At 42.2% G+C, this 22,221-nt stretch carries 20 protein-coding genes; 7 read left to right on the forward strand and 13 right to left on the reverse strand.

Features of this window, described 5'->3' with window-relative positions; translation table 11 throughout:
• Window positions 1–8: 8 nt before the first annotated feature.
• From phoR to FTV28_RS09460, 3 genes are all read right to left on the reverse strand, one after another.
• The gene (phoR, locus tag FTV28_RS09450; protein WP_179990225.1) at window positions 9–1,367 is read right to left on the reverse strand and encodes a phosphate regulon sensor histidine kinase PhoR; all 1,359 of its coding nucleotides are present in this window, start codon (window positions 1,365–1,367) and stop codon (window positions 9–11) included.
• A gap of 9 nt (window positions 1,368–1,376) precedes the next feature.
• Window positions 1,377–2,087: a phosphate regulon transcriptional regulator PhoB gene (gene phoB, locus FTV28_RS09455; protein ID WP_004974162.1), complete on the reverse strand. Its 711-nt coding sequence runs from the start codon at window positions 2,085–2,087 to the stop codon at window positions 1,377–1,379.
• A 495-nt stretch (window positions 2,088–2,582) separates the two neighbouring features.
• A complete protein-coding gene (locus FTV28_RS09460; RefSeq protein ID WP_179990227.1) occupies window positions 2,583–3,302 on the reverse strand; it encodes a TetR/AcrR family transcriptional regulator in 720 nt (239 codons plus the stop codon).
• A 211-nt stretch (window positions 3,303–3,513) separates the two neighbouring features.
• Between FTV28_RS09460 and FTV28_RS09465 the strand changes: the two genes are divergently transcribed.
• Complete coding sequence (locus FTV28_RS09465; protein ID WP_179990229.1) at window positions 3,514–4,353, forward strand: SDR family oxidoreductase; 840 nt, start codon at window positions 3,514–3,516, stop codon at window positions 4,351–4,353.
• Between the two features lie 26 nt (window positions 4,354–4,379).
• On the opposite strand, the gene FTV28_RS09470 is transcribed toward FTV28_RS09465, so the two are convergent.
• The 5 genes from FTV28_RS09470 to FTV28_RS09490 all read right to left on the reverse strand — a co-directional run bounded on the left by FTV28_RS09470 (window position 4,380) and on the right by FTV28_RS09490 (window position 9,682).
• Window positions 4,380–5,747 carry an MATE family efflux transporter gene (locus FTV28_RS09470; protein WP_179990231.1) on the reverse strand — a complete coding sequence of 456 codons (1,368 nt, stop codon included), beginning with the start codon at window positions 5,745–5,747 and terminating at the stop codon, window positions 4,380–4,382.
• A gap of 114 nt (window positions 5,748–5,861) precedes the next feature.
• Window positions 5,862–7,016 (reverse strand): methionine aminotransferase, encoded by a 1,155-nt coding sequence (locus FTV28_RS09475; protein ID WP_026438346.1) that lies wholly within the window; start codon window positions 7,014–7,016, stop codon window positions 5,862–5,864.
• A 158-nt stretch (window positions 7,017–7,174) separates the two neighbouring features.
• A complete protein-coding gene (locus tag FTV28_RS09480; protein WP_179990233.1) occupies window positions 7,175–8,503 on the reverse strand; it encodes a DUF445 domain-containing protein in 1,329 nt (442 codons plus the stop codon).
• Window positions 8,504–8,521: 18 nt separating this feature from the next.
• Window positions 8,522–9,097 (reverse strand): hypothetical protein, encoded by a 576-nt coding sequence (locus tag FTV28_RS09485; RefSeq protein WP_179990235.1) that lies wholly within the window; start codon window positions 9,095–9,097, stop codon window positions 8,522–8,524.
• Between the two features lie 45 nt (window positions 9,098–9,142).
• On the reverse strand, window positions 9,143–9,682 hold the full coding sequence (locus FTV28_RS09490; RefSeq protein WP_131261222.1) for a DUF924 family protein: 540 nt from the start codon (window positions 9,680–9,682) through the stop codon (window positions 9,143–9,145).
• A gap of 318 nt (window positions 9,683–10,000) precedes the next feature.
• Between FTV28_RS09490 and gshA the strand changes: the two genes are divergently transcribed.
• Both gshA and FTV28_RS09500 read left to right on the forward strand, forming a co-directional pair.
• Window positions 10,001–11,578 carry a glutamate--cysteine ligase gene (gene gshA, locus FTV28_RS09495; protein WP_167846414.1) on the forward strand — a complete coding sequence of 526 codons (1,578 nt, stop codon included), beginning with the start codon at window positions 10,001–10,003 and terminating at the stop codon, window positions 11,576–11,578.
• A gap of 18 nt (window positions 11,579–11,596) precedes the next feature.
• On the forward strand, window positions 11,597–12,130 hold the full coding sequence (locus FTV28_RS09500; protein WP_004974176.1) for a disulfide bond formation protein B: 534 nt from the start codon (window positions 11,597–11,599) through the stop codon (window positions 12,128–12,130).
• Between the two features lie 137 nt (window positions 12,131–12,267).
• On the opposite strand, the gene FTV28_RS09505 is transcribed toward FTV28_RS09500, so the two are convergent.
• Entirely contained in the window at window positions 12,268–13,599 is a 1,332-nt protein-coding gene (locus FTV28_RS09505) for an alpha/beta fold hydrolase (protein ID WP_004974178.1), read from the reverse strand.
• 308 nt (window positions 13,600–13,907) lie between these two features.
• Between FTV28_RS09505 and FTV28_RS09510 the strand changes: the two genes are divergently transcribed.
• Together FTV28_RS09510 and parE are read left to right on the forward strand one after the other, a co-directional pair.
• Complete coding sequence (locus tag FTV28_RS09510) at window positions 13,908–14,492, forward strand: YqiA/YcfP family alpha/beta fold hydrolase (RefSeq protein WP_026438348.1); 585 nt, start codon at window positions 13,908–13,910, stop codon at window positions 14,490–14,492.
• A gap of 14 nt (window positions 14,493–14,506) precedes the next feature.
• Window positions 14,507–16,387 carry a DNA topoisomerase IV subunit B gene (gene parE, locus FTV28_RS09515; protein ID WP_004974183.1) on the forward strand — a complete coding sequence of 627 codons (1,881 nt, stop codon included), beginning with the start codon at window positions 14,507–14,509 and terminating at the stop codon, window positions 16,385–16,387.
• A 76-nt stretch (window positions 16,388–16,463) separates the two neighbouring features.
• Here parE and FTV28_RS09520 read toward each other — a convergent pair whose 3' ends face one another.
• From FTV28_RS09520 to FTV28_RS09535, 4 genes are all read right to left on the reverse strand, one after another.
• Entirely contained in the window at window positions 16,464–17,117 is a 654-nt protein-coding gene (locus FTV28_RS09520) for a phospholipase D family protein (protein WP_179990278.1), read from the reverse strand.
• Window positions 17,118–17,301: 184 nt separating this feature from the next.
• Window positions 17,302–18,717, reverse strand: coding sequence for a DASS family sodium-coupled anion symporter (locus FTV28_RS09525; protein WP_096901624.1), 1,416 nt, complete (start codon window positions 18,715–18,717; stop codon window positions 17,302–17,304).
• 176 nt (window positions 18,718–18,893) lie between these two features.
• The gene (locus FTV28_RS09530) at window positions 18,894–19,676 is read right to left on the reverse strand and encodes a sulfite exporter TauE/SafE family protein (RefSeq protein ID WP_004974188.1); all 783 of its coding nucleotides are present in this window, start codon (window positions 19,674–19,676) and stop codon (window positions 18,894–18,896) included.
• A 172-nt stretch (window positions 19,677–19,848) separates the two neighbouring features.
• The gene (locus tag FTV28_RS09535) at window positions 19,849–20,589 is read right to left on the reverse strand and encodes an outer membrane protein OmpK (protein ID WP_070155832.1); all 741 of its coding nucleotides are present in this window, start codon (window positions 20,587–20,589) and stop codon (window positions 19,849–19,851) included.
• 545 nt (window positions 20,590–21,134) lie between these two features.
• Here FTV28_RS09535 and FTV28_RS09540 point away from each other — a divergent pair.
• Both FTV28_RS09540 and FTV28_RS09545 read left to right on the forward strand, forming a co-directional pair.
• Window positions 21,135–21,500, forward strand: a complete 366-nt coding sequence (locus tag FTV28_RS09540; RefSeq protein WP_004974190.1) for an HPF/RaiA family ribosome-associated protein — start codon at window positions 21,135–21,137, stop codon at window positions 21,498–21,500.
• A 164-nt stretch (window positions 21,501–21,664) separates the two neighbouring features.
• The gene (locus tag FTV28_RS09545; protein ID WP_004974192.1) at window positions 21,665–22,207 is read left to right on the forward strand and encodes an ankyrin repeat domain-containing protein; all 543 of its coding nucleotides are present in this window, start codon (window positions 21,665–21,667) and stop codon (window positions 22,205–22,207) included.
• The last annotated feature ends 14 nt before the right edge of the window (window positions 22,208–22,221 follow it).

Consider the following 22,221-nt stretch of genomic DNA (forward strand, 5'->3'; position numbering starts at 1 on the left):
ACCAGCGCTTAAGTTTCGTAATACAAACGCTCTTTTGGGAACATGACTTTAAATATAGAGCCTTGATTTTCTTTAGATTCGACTTCTAAGTGTGCATTATGCTGCATCAAAACGTGCTTCACAATTGCTAAACCTAAACCAGTACCGCCTGTTTGTCGGCTACGTGCGCTGTCTACACGATAAAAGCGTTCGGTTAAGCGTGGTAAGTGTTTCGGATCAATCCCGATGCCTGTATCTTCCACAGTAAAATAACCTTGATTGCCATCATCATGCCAGCCAATGGTAATCGTCCCACCTTTCGGGGTATATTTAATCGCATTGGTGATCAGGTTGCTAAAGGCACTGGCCAATTCTACATCTGAACCAATCAGATCATAATGACTGTCAATATTTAAGTTGAGCGTATGTCCATAATCGACGTTATAGGCATGTGCATCGTCAAATAATTGATTCATTAAACTTGGCATTTCAATAATTTGATTTTTGGCGATGTTTTTTTCATTTTCCAGACGCGACAGCAGCAGCAGGTCATTTACCAAAGCGTTCATGCGTCTGGTTTGTGACTGCATTTGCTCAAAAGCACGTTTCCAACGCGGGTTAATATCTTCCTGATCGGTAAAGGTTTCGATATAACCACTCAGCACCGTTAGCGGAGTGCGTAATTCGTGTGAAATATTATCGACAAAGTCTTTACGCATTTGTTCTAGGTTATGCATACGCGTCATGTCGTAAGCAAATAACAAACGGCTATCGCCACCAAACTGAGTCATTTTGACTTGCACATATTGCCCTTCATGCACGCTAGATTTCATTTTTAAACCGTCAGGTGCTTGATCAATATGATTAAAATATTCAATAAAACTAGGTTGGCGCAAAATAGTGAGGATGTTGCGTCCACGGTCAAAAGGCTGAATACCCAATAGCTTTTCAGCAGCAGGGTTCCACCATTCAATTTGATGATTTTCATCAATCAGCATCACGGCTTCATCCAACGCCACCAATGAAGACTGGGCGCGATCAATCAACCCGACCATTTCGGCCTGAACGATACGTTCCTGACGTTGTGAGCGATAAACATTGAACAGTAATGCACCCCAAATACCAAGCAGATTTGGCGGCACATCATAAGGACGATTGGAAATCCAATCATTAACTAAATAGAGGGAGCGCATTTGCTGAAGAAAAAACAGCAAAAAGGCGAGGCTAATACAAATCCAAAAATACCCAATCCCAAAACCAATCAAGCTTGCAATAATTAGGAAAAAGGCCAATAAACGAAAATCTTGTTTGGCAAAAGTCCATAAACTGCTGTAACGAACTTGTTTGAGGTCACGGGCGAGTTCAGGGACTGGGTAAGGTTCGTACATAAAATAATTTTAGCCTAAAGCAACATCCGCACGTGTCGAGAAGCGATAGCCTGTACCACGTACCGTTTGTACAAAACGGTCTACGCCATACGGTTCTAAAACTTTACGTAAACGACGAATATGCACATCAATAGTTCGGTCTTCAATATATACATTGCCGCCCCAGACTTGGTCAAGCAATTGCGCTCGGGTGTAAGCGCGCTCTGGGTGCGTCATAAAGAACGCCAATAGACGATATTCGGTTGGGCCCATTTCTAAAATATTGTCACCAAAACTGACACGCTGGCTGACTGGGTCCAAAATTAAACCGTTGGCATCAATAGTTTTTTCACCGCTTAAGGCATTGGCACGACGTAAGACCGCTTTAATACGTGACACCAGTTCACGGGTCGAGAACGGCTTAGTCATGTAGTCGTCCGCGCCAGCATCTAAACCTTGAACTTTGTGATCTTCTTCGCCACGTGCAGTGAGCATAATCACAGGAATTTCAGCAAGGTTGTCATCGCGTTTTAGGCGACGGCACAAGTCTACACCGCTGACACCGCCTGGCATCATCCAATCAAGCAAGATAAGCGCTGGACGTTGATCGACAATCATCTGATGAGCTTGTTTTGCATCTTCTGCTTGTAAGCACTGAAAGCCTGCCATATCTAAAGAGGTATGGATCATCTCCCGAATTGGAAGTTCGTCATCGACGATTAAAATGTAGTCATCTTTCACAACGCAATATCCTATAGATGTTAACGGTGGACCGTTTTATTTATGACAGGCTTATTACAAAGATTAATTATGACAGTATCATTGCAGAAAGGGTTGAATGGGCTATTTTTGCAATAATTTGTGACAAAATAGTGTCGATTTGATGAAAAAACTGAATAGATTCAGTCAAAGTAAATATTGTCTGCTGACACTTCGTCTATGTTTGCGACGTGAGAGATATATCTCGCAAGATTTTTTAGCTGATATAAGGCATGAGGCAGGAAATTTAGTTATTCTAAGTGACTGACTCATAACGCAATAGCGGCAAAAAAATATGCTCGTTCCGAAGGACTGTAGCTAAAACTTTCTCAGATTGCGTTATGAAACTTGGCAATAGACCCACTATTCCCTGCGTTTCATGCCTGATCTGCTCAGTTTTAGCCTACAGCGCAAGCCATTTATGAAATGTCAGCAGACCCCTCTGAATTTGAAAAATATTATGAATATTTTTCGATTTTATGACAATGTCGAAGAATCTTTCACAAAAGCTTGCTCTTTTTCCGAAAAGGTCTGTAATAACGATAAAAATACAATACGGCAAGAAGACAAGACATCTTCCATGGATTGTTTGAAATCGCTCATCACCCAGCGAATCGCAATTTGGGTGACATAACCATTTAAGCCTGTCGCTACCAGTGAAATTTCTCGGTTGGGGCGGTCTAAATGCGGCATCATCAGCATGACAAAGGCCTGAATCATGCGGTCAAAACGCGACATAGTTTCGTGAATGGTGGCTTGGTTATGTAGTTCTTGCACCAGCATGGCATCAATATAAATAATACGTGCCATTTGCGGGTTATTTTTTAGCGTGGTCAGTAAAGCAGTCAGTCCTGCATCAATCATTTTTTTCGGGTCGGTGGATGCTTGCATAATGGCTTGCATGACATTTTGCTGCAATTCATCAATCAGTTTTAAAAAAATAGTCTGAAATAGTTCTTCGCTTTTTTTAAAGGATTCGTAAAAGTAACGCTCGGTCAGTTTGGCTTCGGTACAAATATCTTTGACAGTCACGGCAAAAAAACCATGCGTACCATAGGCCTGAATACCCGCTTCAATCAGTTTTTCCCGACGTGCCTGTTTGCGTTCAGTTAAAGACAGACCTTTAAACTGACGTTCTTTTTGTTGTTTCTGGGGCTGTTGTTGTGTATCTGCGTGGATGGGCAGTTTTTCTGTCATCTTCACTTGAGCCAAATAAATTCGTTAATGGGTTTTATATTAGCAATAATTATCTGTTAAACCTATGTTTTCATATTTGTTTGCGATATTCGTTTTGACTTATATTGACAATAGTTATTGTCAAAATTATATTGAAAGCGATATAACTGCACAGCCCTACAGAAAAACAAGCAGGTCTGAACTGTGCAGGCAACATACTCAAGGAAACCACATGAAAAATTTTAAAAATAAAGTTGCCGCAATTACAGGTGCAGGCTCGGGGATTGGACAGCAACTGGCAGTGCTTTTGGCACAGCAAGGCTGTCATTTATCGCTTAGTGATGTGAATGAACAAGGTTTGGCCCAAACTGTAGACTTGTTAAAAGACAGCAATGTGCGTGTGACCATTAAAAAGGTGGATGTATCTCAACTGGAGCAAATGCGTGCTTGGGCGGCAGAAACTGTGCGAGACCACGGCTCGGTCAATATGATTTTTAATAATGCAGGCGTGGCTTTGGGTTCTACTGTAGAGGGTGCAACTTACGAAGAGCTGGAGTGGATTGTGGGGATTAACTTTTGGGGCGTGGTATATGGCACCAAAGAATTTTTGCCTTTAATCAAACAAACGGGAGATGGTCATATCATTAACATTTCCAGTTTATTTGGTTTAACTGCACAGCCAACGCAGTCGGCTTATAACGCAACCAAATTTGCGGTGCGCGGTTTTACCGAGTCTTTGCGTCAGGAATTGGATTTGGAAAATTGTGGTGTGAGTGCGTTGAGCGTGCATCCAGGCGGGATTCGTACCAATATTGCCAACAATGCTAAAATGAACGACAGCATGCGCACTTTGGGCATGAATCCTGAAAAATCGGCACGTGCTTTTAATAAATTATTGCGTTGCCCGCCTGAAGAAGCGGCGCGCCAAATTTTAGAAGCGGTACAAAAAGACAAGCGCCGTTTATTGATTGGTAATGATGCCAAAACTTTGGATTTAATCCAGCGTATTGTTCCAACGGGTTATCAGAAAGTTACCGCATGGGCGACTAAGTTGGGCAAGAAACGCGGTTAATCTAACTTACAAATATAACAGACCATTCAGACCAAAACCTGAATGGTTTTTTTCTTCCAGACAAATTGATAATACGCACCTTGACCGATGCACAGACTCACAAATGCCAAGGCATAGGCATACCAAATTCCTTGCAAACCCCACCACTGACTGAAGAAATAAGCACACGGTACTTCAATTAAAACAATCGCTAAAATATTGATGATCATTGGAACATTGACCGTGCCACTGGCGCGCATAATGGAGGCAAAAATTGCACTGGCACCAAAAAATAAAATGGCCCATAACACAATAAATAAGAGCTGCTGACCCAGTACCACCACCGCAGGATCGGTAATAAACAACGCCATCAGATATTTAGAAAATAAATAACCCAAGGTGACTAAAATACCTGTAATCAGCAAATTCATGCCTAAGGCTGTACGGGTCACTTTAGCCAGTAATTCGGCTTTGCCTGCACCAATGGCTTGTGCAGCAAAAATTGAAGCGGCAATTGCAATAGATAGCGCAGGAAATTGAATATAGTTCAACACCTGATTAACTGCGCCATAGGCGGCAGTGGCCTCAGCACCATGCCGATTGACCAAACCGACAATCACCAAACCTGCCATAGAGGTAGTGACCATTTGTAAGCCTGTGGGAATCCCTAAGCGTAAAATCACCTTGCTTAAATTGGGTTGATGCCGAATTTGACGTAGTAGATGCACATCCATTTTTAAGGGATGATTCTTTTTATTCAGGTAAATCACCAAAAAAATTAAAACAGCCAGATAGCCCAGAATGGTGGCAATTGCAGGGGCAATAATGCCCAAGCGAGGAAAGCCAAAATAACCTGCAATCAGGATGGGGGTAATCACCAATCCCATTAAACTAGTCAAACTCAGGGCAATGAGTGGCGTAAGGCTATCGCCCACTCCACGTAAAATAGAGGTATAAATAATATAAACAAACAGCAGTGGGCTGCCTGCCAACATCCATTGCACATACGGCAGGGATAGATGCATCACTTTAGGGTCTGTGCCTAATAATATTAAAATTTGTTCGGCAAAAATCACCCCCAAACAGGCAATGAAACTGCTGCCAATTAGGGTCATAAATAAAGTCGAACCGACAATACAACGCACTTTTTCGACATTTTGTGCGCCCCACGCTTGCCCGACCAACACGGTCGATCCTGCCGAAAGCCCAATCACAAAGGCCATCAGGCAAAAAATAATGGGAAAAAATACCGACACCGCAGCAATGGCTTCCACACCGAGCATTTGCCCGACAAAAATCGTGTTAATGGTGCCCGAAAGATTTTGCAAAATATTGGTGGCAATCAGTGGCAATAGAAACACCAAAAAGGTTTTCCAAAGCTGAGGGTGATCGACCAGTGCCTGAGGTCTTGCCATGCCAAATCCTGCGCTTCAATATGCGGTTGTTTGAAATTTCACCCTAGCATGATTTGGTCATAAAAAGCCTTAGCTTTTCAGTAACTCAGTGACATTTCAGTGGAGCTTCATCGCTTAAATTGCCGATAAAATTTCACCTGCACGCAACAGGGTTTCGGTTTTTTTAGCAAAGCAGAAACGGATTAAACGTAAATCATCGGGTGGGGTTTGATAAAATGCAGACACAGGAATACCGACAATGCCGTGCTGCTCGGCTAGAAAATGGCACATATCGACAGCATTTAAGCCGGGACGGATATTGCTGTAATCTAAATTTTGAAAATAAGTGCCTTGTGCAGGGCTGAATTGAAAGCGTGAATTGGCAATGCCTTGATTAAACAAATCACGTTTGTCCTGATAAAACTTTGCCAGTTCTGCAATATGTTCAGGGTGCTGCTGCATATAATTTGCCAAAGCCACTTGCACAGCGCTAACTCCGCAGAAATTAATAAATTGATAGGCTTGGCGAAAGAGCTGCATTAAGGCAGGTGCAGCCGCACAGTAGCCTGTTTTCCAGCCTGTGACATGAAAAGTTTTACCAAAGGAACCCACGACAAAACTGCGTTCCCTAAGCTCAGGAAAAGACAGTGCAGAGCGGTGTTGATGCGCATCAAAGACCAAATGTTCATAGACTTCATCGGACAGCACCACAATATTATGTTCCTGAATAACATCAATTAAATGCTGCCAATCTTGCGCTGACCATACTGTGCCTGTGGGGTTATGTGGTGTGTTGATGATGATCATGCGGGTTTTGGCATGAATCGCATCTTTGACCATATTCCAGTCCACCTGAAAATGTGGAGCCTGCAGCGGAATATGAACGGCTTTTGCACCCAACAATTTTACACAGGGTGCATAACTGTCATAACTTGGATCAAAAATAATGACTTCATCGCCTGCCTGCAGCACGGTTTGCATGATGCTAAAAATAGCCAGTGTTGCCCCTGGGGTGATGGTAATTTCACTGATCGGGTCAAGCATTAGCTGATCACGCTGTAAAAATTGCTGTGCCAGTTGTTCGCGTAGTGGCAAGTAACCATCGCCCGAAGGATATTGATTGAAGCCTGCGTGTGTGGCTTGGCTTAAAGCATCCAGTAATGCTGCAGGTGGGGGAAAGTCGGGAAAACCCTGCGATAAATTTAAGGCATTCAGTTGTTGTGCCAAGTTAGACATGGTACTAAAAATACTCAGACCTTGAGCAGGCAGTTTCGCGTGAATATCGAGCATAGTGGGGTTCTGGTTGTGGCAGCAGCTTGTTTTACATCGTAGCGTTTTCAGGGGGGAATGCAAATGGGGTAAAGGGTGATGATGTGGCTTGAATAGATCGTTCGAGGCGTTATTTTTGATTGAACACCTCAAGATCGACTTATCAAAAAAATTTCATCTCAAATCAACTCCACCAATGCCCGAATAATCCCCAATCCCAGACCAATAAATGCACCTACCACTACACCATTGACCCGAATCATGTGTAAATCACCACCGACTTCGTTTTCAATTTTGCCAATCATTTCGCGCGAGTCCCATTCATGAATGCGCTCACTAATAAAGCGAATCACTTTTTCACTATATTGATCTGACAAGTTCACCGCAATCGTACTCATTTTTTCATTCAGTAATTGACGTACTGCGGTATTGGCAATGATATTTTCACCGACTTGCTGAATAGCAACACGCAGGTTTTGTGCAATTCCCGAATCAGGTTTTTGTAAATCTTCCTTAATCGCATTGCAGAGAATCACCACTGCACCACTGATAAAACTCAAGACTTGTGGGCTGTCTAACAGGGCATTTTTAGTGTCATTTAGACGTAGACTGGCACTGCTGTTGTTATCTGCCAGTTGTAACATCAGTTGTTGCCCAGCCTCTTCAATTTTTTGTCGCCAAGGGTGTTCAGGGTCTGCCAACATAGATTCGACCCGTTGCAGTAAAGAATCTATGGTGCGTTGCTGCACATCAATTCCAATCCAGCTCGCACCTTTGGCCAGTTTCCACACGCCAAGCTCTTTAAACAATTGACGGGTCAATTCACGGCTTTTTTCAGGATGTTTCAGCATCCAGTCATGGGCAAGGTCTAAACCGCGTTGCAGCACATCCTGATGAAAGTCATTTTCCAAAACCGCACGCAGCATTTCACTGGCCAAGTAGTTGACCTGCGTGTTGCGAACCCATTGCACACTGTTGCTTTGAATAAAGCGCCCAATTTGTTCTTGCCCGACAAATTCAAAAATTTTCGGTACAGTCTGCTGAATGACTTGGGTCACTTGCGCATTATTTTGTGGATTCGCCAACCATTTGCCCACAGCTAAAGATAAGTCAGTGCTGTGCAGGCTTTTTTGTACCACTTGGGGCGATAAAAAGTTTTCCTGCACAAAGCGCCCCATCGACTCGGCAATACGGTCTTTGTTGCGTGGAATAATTTCGGTGTGATCACGTAAGAATTTAGGAATTGGCATTTTGCCAAAAGGATTGCGAAACAGCACCGTAATCGCATACCAGTCTGCCAGACCACCGACCACGCCTGCTTCGGCAGACAGCATGAGTATGTGAATCAACCACGTATATTCAGGCAGTAATTTTGCGGTTAGCATTAATGCCAGCCATGCCACCACGGCAATCACTAAAGCAATGGTGGCAAAGCGTTTACTGCGTTGCAGGCTCGGAGAGCTATGCTGCGAGCTGCTCGCTAAAGTGTGGTCAGACGCTGTATTCATGCAGGCATCCTTATCTCATTAGGGCGCGGCAGGGGCAGAGGTTGGTGGGGGTAATGGTTGTCCTGTGGGACTTAAACCATATTTTGCCCCCAGTGATTGTAAAATTAGGCTCGCATCAAAGGCATCTTCAGGTGCAGATTTTTGATCTTTAAAACACTGAATGGTGTAAGACACTTGAGTCGGATCGAGGGTCACCACTTGCGGCATATCATAGAATGGGTCAGGCCAGAATTGTGCGCGACGATGATAATATCCATACGGCGAATAGCTATACGGATAGTAATTTGGTGCAGGGTAAACCACGGCTTGTCTAGGTGGTTTCTGGCTACGGTTACTCGGATCATCTAAAACTTTAAAAAAGCGAAAACCGTGTTGCAGCGTGGTTTGTGCTGCTTTCACCAAAGTAATTTCTTCTGCAGTGCCAAAACTCATGTTATGACCCGCTAAAAAACTAATCCGATAGGTTTGCGCATTCAGTGGTGTGGTGCTGTATTGCCCCAACTGCTCAAAGCTGAGCGGTTTAGAGGATGTCGTGGCACAGCCTGTAAACAGCAAACTGCTGGCAAGGGCAAGACCGAGTAGAGAATATTTCATGTGAAAGCTCCTGTACACATCAACCAGCCAAGACAAGCTCGCCAGTTAGAAACTGCTATTGGGTTGGGTTAAAAACTCAAGTTCTTCTGCACTCGAAGGACGTCCCAACACCTGATTCCGATGTGGATAACGTCCAAAACGGTCAATAATCACTTTATGTTTCAGTTCATAGCCCAACACGGTGGGGTCATTCAAACTTTCAAACAACGTTAATGCGACTTCGTGAATACGTTTGGATTCACTGTGCATAAATGGCATATATAGAAAACGACGTTCGGTTGGGTTTAAGTCCTGATCCAATTTTAAGTGAATCATTTCCTGTGCCAACACCAAGGCTATTCCATCTTGGGCAAAGGCACGCGGGTCATTACGGTATAAATTACGTGATAATTGATCTAAAACAATGATTTCAGCCAAACGACCTGCGGGTGTTTCGCGCCATGTCCATAGTTCTCCTTGTGCCGCTTGTTGCAGTACATCGGTAAATTTTTCTGCGAGCAGGGCATCAAATTCTGCGCTTTTGACAAACCAGTTCGGTTCTGCAGCAGGAGAAAACCAAAAATCTAAAAAATCTTGATAATTCATACGCTTTATTATTTACCTCTGTTCTTTTGATTATAAAATCACAAATTTAGCATGTCTTATAGTGCAACTTTGTGATAAAAAATTGCCAAATTAAAATTTATTGACGTTGACCACTTTATAAAATGTCAGCATGCCCCAAAATCATCATTTTGTTAGAAAAAACAGCCCAAGCGCATGTGCTGATGCCAAATCAAGTTATACTTGAACGGTAGCAATTTCATCTCAGATCATCTGCATGATAGAGAAAATTGCCACCGACCCAAAATCAGCCTGTGGTTTATGTCGTATTTGTAGTGTATTGGATTAAGCGAGAGTGTAATGAGTCAACCCGAACCAAATGCGCAAGATGTTCTACCAACATGGGTAGACGCTGCGTTGCTTCAAGGGATGTTGCGCGGGATTGAACGCGAAAGTCTGCGTATGCAAAGCGATGGCTTCTTGTCGCAGCAAGCACATCCTCAAGCCTTGGGTTCGGCACTCACACATCCGCATATTACTACGGACTATTCCGAAGCGTTGATGGAGTTCATTACTCCACCGCAAAGCAGCATTCAACACGCGCTTGATTATTTGCGAGATATTCATAGCGTGGTGCATCAGCACTTAGGCGAAGGTGAAAAACTTTGGCCGCTGTCGATGCCATGTATGCTTGATGAAACCGATGACGGTATTCCACTGGCGCAATATGGCAGCTCCAATATTGGGCGCTTTAAAACTTTGTATCGCCGTGGTTTAGGTGTGCGCTATGGTCGCCGTATGCAGACTATTTCAGGGGTGCATTATAATTTATCCTTCCCTGAACATTTATTTGCCGCCTTGCAACAACATGAAAGTGATGAGCAGCTCAAAGCACTGAGTTTGCAAGATTATCGTAGTCATCGTTATTTAGGTTTAATTCGTAACTTTATTCGTTTAACACCATTGGTGATGTTTTTAGTCGGTGCAAGTCCATCGGTTTGTCAGTGTTTTATGACGGGGCGTGAACATCATTTGCTGCCGTTGTTAAGAGGCACGTTGTATTTACCGTATGCGACTGCATTGCGTATGGGTAACTTTGGCTATCAAAACTCGGCGCAGAAAAAACTTGGTATTCATTACAATGATTTAACGGGTTATTTGGATGGTTTGCAAAAAGCCGTAAAAACCCCGTACTTGCCATTTAGCCGCTTAGGTTTAGATGATGCCACGGGTGAGCCAATTCAAATTAATGACCATGTGCTGCAAATTGAAAATGAGTACTATAGTTTAGTGCGCCCAAAACAAGTGCCACAAGAGGGTGAAACCCCATCTCAAGCACTTGCCAATCGTGGTATTGGTTATGTCGAATTACGCGCGGTAGATGTTAATCCGTATAGCCCAATTGGGATAGATGAACATACCGCAGGCTTTTTGGAAGTCTTAGCATTGTATTGTTTGTTGCAAGACAGCCCAGCCTTGTTAGATGCGGAACAAAGCATCATCGAAAAAAATCAGGCCGAAGTGGTCAATCGTGGGCGTGCGCCAAATGCGCACATTCAAGAGAGCGATGTTAAAACCCCAATTGAAGCGTGGGGACAGCAGTATGTCACCGCCATGCAACCTTTGGCTGCTTTACTCGACCAAAGTTATGCGACGCAGCTGTATTCTCAAGCTTTAGAACGCATGATGGCGCGTTTACATGAAGTCGATGAAACTCTGTCGGCACACATGATTGCCGATACTATTCGTCATGGCGGTACGTGGGGCTTTGGCAGTTATATGGCGCAGCAACATGCACATGCGTATGAGCAACATGCGCTGCGTCCTGAAACACAAACATATTTTGATGAAATTGCAGTGCAATCTATTCAGCAACAACAACAACTTGAACAAGCACAGGGTCTGAGTTTTGCAGACTATGTCGCACAATATAGATAACAGCTCAGAGATTTAAACATGCAATTGAGTTATCGTCTGCTAAGTGGTGTTTTATTTTTAGCCAGTGTCATTGGGATGACATTTGCATTGTATTTAGAGCATGTGCAAGGTTTAGCGCCGTGTCCACTGTGCGTTTTTCAGCGGGTGGGCTTAATTGCATTGGGTTTGGTTTCACTGATTGCTTTTGTGCATAACCCTAAATCTAACGTGGTTAAGCGTATTTACGCGCTGTTCGGCAGTATTGGAATTTTATGGTCAGTGGGTGTGGCAGCACGGCATGTGTGGCTGCAAAACTTACCGCCCGATCAAGTGCCAAGCTGCGGTCCAGGGCTAGATTATTTGGTAGATGCCTTACCCATGAAAGCTGTGTTGCAACAAGTGCTGTCGGGTTCAGGTGAATGTGCTGTGATTGATTGGACGTTCTTGGGGCAGTCTTTACCCGTGTGGTCATTGCTGTTCTTTAGCGTGTTGGCACTCATCAGTTTATGGCAATTGCTGCGTAACTATCCGTTTGTGGCATCGACTACATTTGGCAAAGTGAAGAAAAAATAAATTCCGGGAGCCTACCCACTGAATTGATAAAAATGCGTCATCCATAAAATTGCGATGGCGCATTTTTTTTGTGTATCTGTTGATAATCTATCTACCAATCATCGTGTTGTAGCGTATTTTGAACTGTTTAGACTATGTTAGGTGAGCGCGATGCCTTCTAAGCTTGACCAATCACCAATAAACTCACGAATTTGCTGCTCTGGCACTTCTTCATGCGCAGGATAAAACCATTTCACCAATTGCTCAGCCACACTCGGATGATATTGCAACTGAAAATGGTTCAGACCATAGAACACAGCTTTGTGTGATTCAGGCAGTCTTAATTGAAACCGTGGGTTAGGGTGCTCCCCCAAAGCACTTTTTACACTGACCAAATAGTCGCCAATGACTTTGCGGGTCAGGTTCTGCTTTTTCTCGAACTCAATACTGCCTGCCACGAAATAAGCATTAATATGGGTTGGCAAAGGTGCAGGTTTGCGGTTGTCATCGACCTGTCCAATTCGTGCCTGATTATGTTCCCAGTCATCATCTCGCACACTGCCATAGCGCAAATCTAAAATGCCGTTGCTGCGAATGTTGACCAAATGCCCGACAATTTTCACAATAGGAAAGCGACCTAATTTTTCCTGTAAATGGAAACCAAAACGCTCCAAAACAGCCCCATGATGTGGTGAACCCAAGCAGACCAGATTTTCGACCAAGTGAATCCAGTGCTGCAAATTTTGCTTACCGTAAAACAGCGCACTGCGCGACACCAAGCCACCCATGCTGTGCCCAATTAAATCAATACTGGTAATTTTAGGATGACGCTGAATTAAATCATCTAAGGTATTGGCAAGACTGCGGCCATTGGCAGAAATGCGACGCCCTGTATTGTAATTCAGATATAACATGGTGTTATGGTCACGTTGTGCCAGTAATTTTTCACCAAAACCACCAAATTGGTGTGTAGTCCAATCGAGGTGATTGCGGCATAAACCGTGCACAAAAATTACCACACGTCCAGACAAATCGCCTTGTTGGACTTCGCCATAATGGTCATAGAGCACCATAGGTAAGGCGAGCGGATTTTGCTGTTCGAGTAGATAATCTCCCAGTACGCCATTCAGTACACCGACTAAAAAATGCAGGCTTGGCGTGAGTGCTTTGTCATGTAAGTTGGGAAATTGCGCAATGATTTGACGTAAACCTGGTGCAACAAAGTGATAGCCGTATTGTTGTAAGCTGTGGAAGGCAAACTTATACAACTTTTGAAAAGTTGCGGTTTTTTGAAACTTTTGCGAGCGTTGTTCGCTCATGCCAAATACGCTGAGCAAAACTTCACGCTGAATGGTTTGAATCACTTCGCTCATCACGGCATTCAGGCGCGTGCTGACCAACTGTGCCAAGCCTTCTAAGATATCGGCCTGACTTGGAGGTGTACGGTCCCATCTACAATAGGTTTCATGCAGCGGTGTTAAACTTGGCATACTGTGTTGCCCCTTGTGTTCCCATATACCGAACGCTTTATTTTTACTTGGGTTCGCGGTATAAACTCAAGGGTCTGTTGGCATTTCATGAATTTACAGGACTGTAAATTTTTAGATGAATTGTCACCAAACCCGATACTTTTATTTTATCGTGTTCATCTTGAACTACTTGTAAAATACCGATGAATGCCAAGATGTTCGCATCTTTTTGTCTAACAATTGCATTTTTCCATGAAAATTAAATTAAAAACGCAAAATAAGTGCTGTATCAGCCAAAAATTGAATGGTGTTACTTAGAAATGTCACGCATGAATTTAATTTATTTACATGGTTTTCAGAGCAGTCCTTTGTCCATGAAAGGGCAGCTATTGTATGCCTATGTGCAGCAGCATCGCCCTGATATTCAGATGCATTTGCCCGATTTAAATGCTCCACCTTTAGCGGTTTTGGCAAACGTATCGGCATTGATTCGACGTTTGCCCAATGTGGCATTGGTGGGCAGCAGTCTAGGCGGCTTTTATGCGACACAACTGGTCGCACAGCATCATGTGCCTGCTGTTGTGATTAACCCTGCTATGCGACCATGGCAATTGTTTCAGGACTTGTTTGGCGATGTGCTGCCCTATGTGGTACATCCGAACTGGAGCTTAACTGCAGCGCAATTGGATGACTTAGCAGACATTGCGTTGCCAGTTGCGCAAGATGCAGACAAAATATTGGTGTTATTGCAACAAGGCGATGAAGTTTTGGATTATCGTGAAGCGCAGCGTTATTATAGTGCTGCCTCACCTTCGGCCATGATCATGACTGAAGCGCACGGCAATCATGCCATGGATGATTTTGCAGACAAAATTCCGATGTTACTGCAATTTTTATCGGATTCCCTAGCTTAAGGAAACAGTACAACGTGTCTCAATATACCGCTCAATCTCTTGAAGTTTTATCTGGTTTAGATCCAGTACGTCGTCGCCCGGGCATGTATACCGACACCACACGTCCAAACCATTTGGCGCAAGAAGTTATTGATAATGCGGTGGATGAAGCACTTGCAGGGCATGCCAATAAAATTACCGTAAAAGTCTATAAAGATGGCTCTTTGTCGGTAGAAGACAATGGCCGTGGTATGCCTGTCGATATTCACCCAGAATACGGGCAAAGCGGGATTGAAATTATTCTGACCAAGCTGCATGCAGGCGGTAAGTTCAGCACCGACAACTACCAATTTTCGGGCGGTTTGCACGGGGTCGGTATTTCTGTAGTGAATGCCTTGTCCAGTCGGGTTGAAGTGACCGTACAGCGTCAGGGCAACCTGTATAAAATGGCTTTTGATCAGGGCGAAGCTGCTGCACCTTTAGAAGTCTTGGAAGGCAAAGCCCCAAAACGTGCTTCGGGTACGTTGGTACATTTCTGGCCTGAAGCTAAATATTTCGATTCACCTAAATTTGCGCTAAAAGCCTTAAAACACAATTTAAAAGCCAAAGCGGTACTAGCTGCAGGTTTAGAAATTCATTACATTGATGAAATTAACGATGAAAAAATTGTCTGGCAGTTTGAAAATGGTCTAGTCGACTATTTGATGGATGAGCTGGAAGATCGTGAGATTGTACCTGCTCCTGCTTTTGTGGCGACAGGTGAGGCAGAACGTGCTAGTGCAGAATTTGCAATTTGTTGGAACGTAGAAGGTGGCGAGCAAATTCAGGAAAGTTATGTCAACTTGATTCCGACTGCGCAAGGCGGTACGCATGTCAATGGACTACGTTCTGGTGTGACCGATGCTTTACGTGAGTTCTGTGAATTACGCAATTTATTGCCGCGCAATTTAAAGCTATCTGCCGAAGATGTTTGGGATGGGGTTAACTACATTTTATCGTTAAAGTTCCAAGAGCCGCAGTTTTCTGGGCAGACCAAGGAGCGTTTATCGAGCCGTGAAGCGGCAAGCATTATGCAGAATATCGCCAAAGATGCTTTTGCCTTGTGGTTGAACCAAAATTCTGACATTGCCATGCAATTGGCAGAAATGGCAATTTCCAAAGCAGGTCGTCGTTTAAAAGCAGCGAAAAAAGTAGAACGTAAAAAAATTGTTTCAGGCCCAGCTTTGCCGGGTAAATTAGCCGACTGCGTGGGACAAACCCGTGAAGAATCGGAACTGTTTATTGTAGAAGGTGACTCTGCAGGTGGTTCTGCTAAGCAAGCGCGTGATAAAAACTTTCAGGCGATCATGCCAATTCGTGGAAAAATTTTAAATACGTGGGAAGTGTCTTCGGACGAGGTTTTGGGTTCGCAGGAGGTACACGATATTGCAATTGCGATTGGGGTTGACCCAGGTAGTGATGATTTATCTGAATTGCGTTACGGTAAGGTTTGTATTTTGGCCGATGCCGACTCAGATGGTTTACACATTGCCACTTTGCTGTGTGCTTTATTCGTGAAACATTTCCCAAGTTTGGTGGAAGATGGGCATTTATACGTCGCCATGCCGCCGTTATTCCGTATTGATGACGGTAAAGATGTGCATTATGCGCTAGATGAAGATGAGCTAGAAAATACGCTGAAAAAAGCCAAAACCAAAAATCCGCAAATTACCCGATTTAAAGGTTTGGGTGAGATGAATGCCAGTCAGTTACGTGAAACCACGATGGACCCAAATACACGCCGTTTGGTGCAATTGGATTTGGATGATAGTCATTTTACCGCGGGTTTATTGGATAAATTGCTGGCCAAAAAACGCTCTGCAGACCGTAAAGTGTGGTTAGAGCAGAAAGGTAATTTAGCCGATTTGGCGGTTTAAGCTGATTTAATTTAGAAAAAGCATCCATTATTTCAAAAAAGTAATGGATGCTTTTTATTGTAATTTTGATTGGTGTTTATAATTCAATATTTTCAGGCCATAAAAAATATCCACCATATTGACTGGTTTTAAATTCTGCACCTACGTCTTTGCCTTGTTGAGTGAGTATGTGCTTTCCAGCATCATTGATATTTAAGAAGCCTTTTTCGGTAAAATGAGCCAACAATTCATTGGTTTTCATTTTATGTTTTGCTGCAAGTTTAGATGATGTTAATTTACCAACATTATTGTCATTGGTTTCTTCAACAGATTCATTTGTTGGTTCGGCTTTCACTTCATCTAAACTAATTCTAACTTCATCACTAATACGAATAATACGTTGTGCTTCTTCATAAGCATCTTTAAAGACATCTTGATCTTCATATTTGCGAATCAAAATGCCCATTTCGTTATTATTAATTTGGCTAAATTCATAAAGATTTAGACTAGAAATAATACATTCAGATTCATTGAGATAGCATTTAGCATGTAAGTTTTTACAAAAACTGAGCCGAACAAAATCAAGTTTTTGCATCCATTTTATTTCATCAGGATGTAAATCACTTTTTCCATAAACGATTCGAATATCAATTTTGAGTCGATCTTTATCTTCAAGTAACTCTTTAATACGGTCATTTAAACGTAAATATGGGCTAATTAAAATTAACCTTTCTTTGGCATTTTTTATCAGTTCTTCTAAGAAAAAATTGGTCGCGCTCGTATTTAAAACTTAGCCATTTAACCCTCCTCATTGTGTCTAAATTATTATGTCCTGAGTATAGCGAATTTATTTAGGTAATGATTTGATGATTAAAAATATTCTAAAATTGAGGCGAAAAAAATGGAGCATCTTGTGCTCCATTTTTTATTGATCCTTAACTAAAGAACCAATATACAAATAATGAAATAATAAATACGCACATGACGTTCAACACCATGCCCACACTCATCATTTCACTTTGTTTAATTTGACCTGTACCAAATACAATCGCATTTGGTGGCGTTGCCACAGGTAACATAAAGGCACACGATGCACCAATACCAATAATCACCACTAAAATTTCTTTTGGAATACCCATTTGGTCTGCAATTGCAGCAAATACAGGAACCAATAACGCAGCAGATGCTGTATTACTGGTAAATTCAGTTAAGAAAATAATGAAGATGGTCACCGCAAAAATCACTACCAATGGCGAAGTATCACCAAAGGTATTGGCAAGGGTTTGACCCAATACCAAAGATGCGCCTGAATCTTTTAAGATCGCACTGAGGGTTAAACCACCACCGAACAGTAATAACACGCCCCAATCGGTATTTTCAGCTACTTGCTTCCAAGATGCAGTACCTAGCATGACTACCAAACATGCAGCAGCTAATGCAGTCCATGTATCGGGTTGGCTAATGCCGAAGGTTTCGCTAAGTTTTTTACCAAAAATCCACGCCACTGCAGTACATACGAATAAAATCATCGTTGCAACACGGGTTTTGGTCCAAGGAATCACTTCAGTTTCAAAATGAATTTTTTGATTTAAATTTGGACGCAATACCAAATATAAGCTGACCAACATTGCTGGTAGCAAAATCAGCATCATTGGTAAACCAATTTTCATCCAGTCAGCAAAGTCATAGTCTAACGCTTTGGCTGCAATAGCGTTTGGTGGCGAACCTACCAACGTACCCAAACCACCTAAACTGGCAGAGTAGGCAATCCCCAATAAAATGAAAACGAAGGTTTTACGCTCTTTAGTGGCATCGAGGTGTGATAACAAACCCAGCGCCAACGGTAACATCATCGCCGCCGTGGCTGTGTTGGAAATCCACATCGACAACGCAGCAGTGACGATAAAAATAGATAAAACCGAAATCCCCAAGTGACCGCCCGACATGGAAATAATCCACATCGCAATTTTACGATCCAGTTTCTGAATGTGCAGCGCAGTTGCTAAAGCAAAACCACCAAAGAACAGGAAAATAACAGGATCGGCAAAAGTCGCCAATGCCTTGCTGGTGCTAATTGGCTCAAGCACTTTGCTGGCATTTTCAACAGGCATGCCCAAAATTACGGCAAGCACCGGCACCAAAAGTGCGGTAATGGTAATGTGTACAGCTTCGGTGAGCCATAAAATACCAATAAAAAGCAACAGACTTAGACCCTTATTTGCATTTTCATCATAGGGCAAGACATTGTATAAACCGAAAGAGAGCAGGGCTGCAATTGCAACAATCACCCAGGTCTTGATCAGTTCTTTTCGCTTAATATTGGCTGGCACTTCTATATGGTTATTTTCCATAGAAGTTCACTCCGTCAAAAGGAATTAAAAGAAAAGAGGGAAGATTGGTCGATGCAAACGACCGAAGCAGTCTGAATAGACTGTTTTTTAAGCTGGTCTTAATTATAGGTGTAAATAATTATTTAAGCCAAAAAAAATCTAAATAATTTTCCATTTGTTATGTTTATTGGTCTGATTTATATCAATAAAGCAGGTGATGTTTGGATGATGAATAATCCTTGAGCAATCGCGTAAAGTGCCATAAAACCCAATAACGTAAATACAATCTGCTTAAATAATGTCTGGGAAATTTGTTTACGAATCAGACTGCCGATATACACCATCAGCATAGAGATGATGCAAATCAGGGCTAAAACTTTTAATTGTATGTGGCTAAACTGTTGAATTACTGGATATAAAACTGCCAATTGAATGAGTTTGGAAATAATAAAGTTTAAGTTGCTAATCACCACAATATCGGTTTTGCTGTGTTGAGTGCTGAGTAAATACATCATTAGAAATGGTGCCATGGCATTGGTCGCACCACCAATCACACCTGCCAGCAAACCAAAAATCAGCATATTTTTGAGTGAGGCAGAAATTTGCAAAGGACGTTGTCGAAATTGATCGGCCACGTACAATAAAATCAGTACGCCCATTGCCAATTTTAAATAACCTTCGTTCAGAATGAGCAGCAAACTGACGCCCAAATAGCTGCCAATCAGCGCACTGAAGATTAAACCCCAATATTTTTTGCAGTAGCCATATAAACTGCTGAATATAGATTGTGTGGCATCGCCCCGCAGCATGTAGATATTGAGAAGCAAACAGGGAATCAGAACCAAAGCAACCGCAGTACTGAGTGGATATAACATCGCCACCGCAGCCGTACTGAGCATAGGAAAACCAAAACCGCTCATGCCATGCAAAATTGCAGCAATCGCACAAAACAGCAGAATAATGAAATCGGTTTTTTGCATGTGGGCTTCACAGTGCTTTTTATTTGAAATTTAACTCAATGTAGCGGAGTTTTGCGCTAAGTACAAATGGGTTGCATGGTTATGAGCAAAGCATATTTATTGGAAACTATTTTAATGACCAATAAAAAAGCAAGACCGAAGTCTTGCTTTTTTGAACAGAGAAAAATACAGCTTAGAAATGGTATTTGACCAATGCGCTGACATCGTTTTGATTGATGCCTGATTTATTACCGTATTTGTTGTTCCAAACAGAGTGTTCGATACCGACATATAAACGTGTATTTGGCGAAATGTGTTTGCCTGCATTCCATTTATATTGTGTAGTCCAGTTGAGTTCGCTAGCGTGGTCATCTTCTGCAGTAGACCAATCAAGGAAACCATCTACTAAAAAGTCTTCAGCACCGACTTTAAATGGAAGACCGTAAGCAAACGTCATTTGATAATCATCTTGAGAGATATCTTTATCATTATCTGCTTTGTAGAAGTTCAATTGCGCATATTTGAAATATGGAAGCTCAAGATCAAAACCAATACCGTATAGGTAATTGTTAAAGCCTTCGCCACCTTCCCAAGTGGTTGCAATTAAAACATCTTTAATTGGACCAAAGGCAAGTTTTTGACCAGAAACAGCGCCTAAGCTTAAGCGTGGTGATACTTCAAAGTAAGTGTCATTGCCATCTACATCATTGTTTGAACGGTCAGCAAAGGCAAAAAAATCACCATATTTAAAACCAGCAGCGTATTCAAAAGTTACAGTGCTTTGTTCAATCTCTTGATCGCCAGTTAAAAAAGGTGATTTGTAATTTTCACCGTATAAACCTGTCACGCTAAAATCTTGCCAAATCGGTGCAGCTTGCGTAAAAGTTGCAGCAGTGGAGATTGCGCACAGCGCAGCAATATGTGTAAGTTTCATAAAAATAGACCCCAATAAAAGCGTTTCAAGGATACAGATTCTTTAGCAAAAATAAAGCAAAATTCGATTATTGACGGGTCATTTTTGGGTGTTTTTTATCAGTTTTTGGGTTGGGTGTTTTTTAAACGATTTAAAACCAATGGTCAAAATGCAAAGGCGAATATTGCAGATGTAACTAAACCCTTTAAAAGCATCAAGTTTCTTATTGGCAATAGATTGAACAACATGGTGCTATCCAAATTGATCGCTTATTGAGCATCTAAGCTGAAATTGGTGATAAAAGGGTTATTCTTTTGCTGCTTTTCTATAAATATTGCTTGCATATTTTTCAGATAGGCCCGATATTCAAGGTATAGGGACACGGTTCTGCAGAATTAAAAGTGTTCATCATTCACGTAGGAGGAAGTGATTCCAAACTAAGTTGAAGATGTACTTTATGCTGTAAAAACAGCACATTATAAACACGCCAAAACATATATATAAAATTATGTGTAAGATTTTGGCACAACAAGATTCAGAAATAACGAACGCAAGAGGATGAAATCATGAACATTGAAATCCGTACCGATAAAAACATTCAAAACAGTGATCGATTAATTAGTTACGTTCGTGAAGAACTGAATAATGAATTCCAACGCCACAGTGAGCGTATTACCCATTTTTCAGTGCATTTTAGTGATGAAAATGGTGAAAAAGGCGGTGATGACGACATTCGTTGTATGATTGAAGCACGTCCAGCAGGTTTAAAACCAGTGGTTGTGAATCATCGTGGTCATAATATTGATACAGCCATTCACGGTGCGATTGACCGTTTAAAACGCAGCCTAGAACATGCGTTTGAGAAAAATGAGAATCCTCGTGGTGCTCGCCCAGAATTTGTAGATACAGATGTTGGTGGCGACGACGAATAAGGATCAGACAGATTCCAAGAGCCTCGCAAATTTTGCGGGGCTTTTTTGTGTTTGCATGCAGCCAATGCACTAAATTCACGATTTGCTGACATTTATCTCATACAAATGTCGCTTTATTGGGCATAATAGTTCTAAATTAAACATTGAATAAGAGAGCTCTCTGCATGTTAACTGCGCAACAACAAGTCTTGGTGCAAGCAATAGAAGAATTAGACCTTGCCCAAGTGCAACGCCTATTGGCAGACGGTTTAGACCCTAACTTTATGGATGCCGAAAAAGGCCCTGTGATTTCAGTCTGGTCAGATGGTTTATTTCAATGGTGGGAAAAAGTCTGCGAAGCATACGAAGCAGGTCAGCCACTCACAGAGCAGCAAAAACAGCAAGATTTGCAAGTGCATTTAGATATTTTAGAGGCATTGATTCAAGCCAAAGTGAATTTGCACTTATGGGATGCCGAAGAAATTTACGGCCCATTGTGGGATGCGGCTTCTGCAGCATGTGTTCCTGCGGTACAGCGTTTATTAGATGAAAAAGTCGATCCGAACAGCAAAGATGAAGATGGTTTAACGATTTTATCTTCAATTAGTGATTTATTGTTTGATTGTGATTTTGATGAAATTCAGTGGTCGGATGCTTTGCTAGAAGAACAGCAGACTTTAGAATTGTTGCGTCGTTATGGCGCAAAAATGAGCAAAGAATTGGCCTAAGAGCAGAGATAAAA

Source organism: Acinetobacter sp. YH12252, assembly GCF_013417365.1.
GTDB classification, from domain to species: Bacteria; Pseudomonadota; Gammaproteobacteria; order Pseudomonadales; family Moraxellaceae; genus Acinetobacter; species Acinetobacter towneri.

Excerpts from the sequence above, each read along its gene's own strand:
- phoR (WP_179990225.1), bottom strand. The coding sequence starts at position 1,367 with ATGTACGAACCTTACCCAGTCCCTGAACTCGCCCGTGACCTCAAACAA.
- FTV28_RS09460 (WP_179990227.1), bottom strand. The coding sequence starts at position 3,302 with ATGACAGAAAAACTGCCCATCCACGCAGATACACAACAACAGCCCCAG.
- FTV28_RS09465 (WP_179990229.1), top strand. The coding sequence starts at position 3,514 with ATGAAAAATTTTAAAAATAAAGTTGCCGCAATTACAGGTGCAGGCTCG.
- FTV28_RS09470 (WP_179990231.1), bottom strand. The coding sequence starts at position 5,747 with ATGGCAAGACCTCAGGCACTGGTCGATCACCCTCAGCTTTGGAAAACC.
- FTV28_RS09475 (WP_026438346.1), bottom strand. The coding sequence starts at position 7,016 with ATGCTCGATATTCACGCGAAACTGCCTGCTCAAGGTCTGAGTATTTTT.
- FTV28_RS09480 (WP_179990233.1), bottom strand. The coding sequence starts at position 8,503 with ATGAATACAGCGTCTGACCACACTTTAGCGAGCAGCTCGCAGCATAGC.
- FTV28_RS09485 (WP_179990235.1), bottom strand. The coding sequence starts at position 9,097 with ATGAAATATTCTCTACTCGGTCTTGCCCTTGCCAGCAGTTTGCTGTTT.
- FTV28_RS09490 (WP_131261222.1), bottom strand. The coding sequence starts at position 9,682 with ATGAATTATCAAGATTTTTTAGATTTTTGGTTTTCTCCTGCTGCAGAA.
- gshA (WP_167846414.1), top strand. The coding sequence starts at position 10,001 with ATGAGTCAACCCGAACCAAATGCGCAAGATGTTCTACCAACATGGGTA.
- FTV28_RS09500 (WP_004974176.1), top strand. The coding sequence starts at position 11,597 with ATGCAATTGAGTTATCGTCTGCTAAGTGGTGTTTTATTTTTAGCCAGT.
- FTV28_RS09505 (WP_004974178.1), bottom strand. The coding sequence starts at position 13,599 with ATGCCAAGTTTAACACCGCTGCATGAAACCTATTGTAGATGGGACCGT.
- FTV28_RS09510 (WP_026438348.1), top strand. The coding sequence starts at position 13,908 with ATGAATTTAATTTATTTACATGGTTTTCAGAGCAGTCCTTTGTCCATG.
- FTV28_RS09525 (WP_096901624.1), bottom strand. The coding sequence starts at position 18,717 with ATGGAAAATAACCATATAGAAGTGCCAGCCAATATTAAGCGAAAAGAA.
- FTV28_RS09530 (WP_004974188.1), bottom strand. The coding sequence starts at position 19,676 with ATGCAAAAAACCGATTTCATTATTCTGCTGTTTTGTGCGATTGCTGCA.
- FTV28_RS09535 (WP_070155832.1), bottom strand. The coding sequence starts at position 20,589 with ATGAAACTTACACATATTGCTGCGCTGTGCGCAATCTCCACTGCTGCA.
- FTV28_RS09540 (WP_004974190.1), top strand. The coding sequence starts at position 21,135 with ATGAACATTGAAATCCGTACCGATAAAAACATTCAAAACAGTGATCGA.
- FTV28_RS09545 (WP_004974192.1), top strand. The coding sequence starts at position 21,665 with ATGTTAACTGCGCAACAACAAGTCTTGGTGCAAGCAATAGAAGAATTA.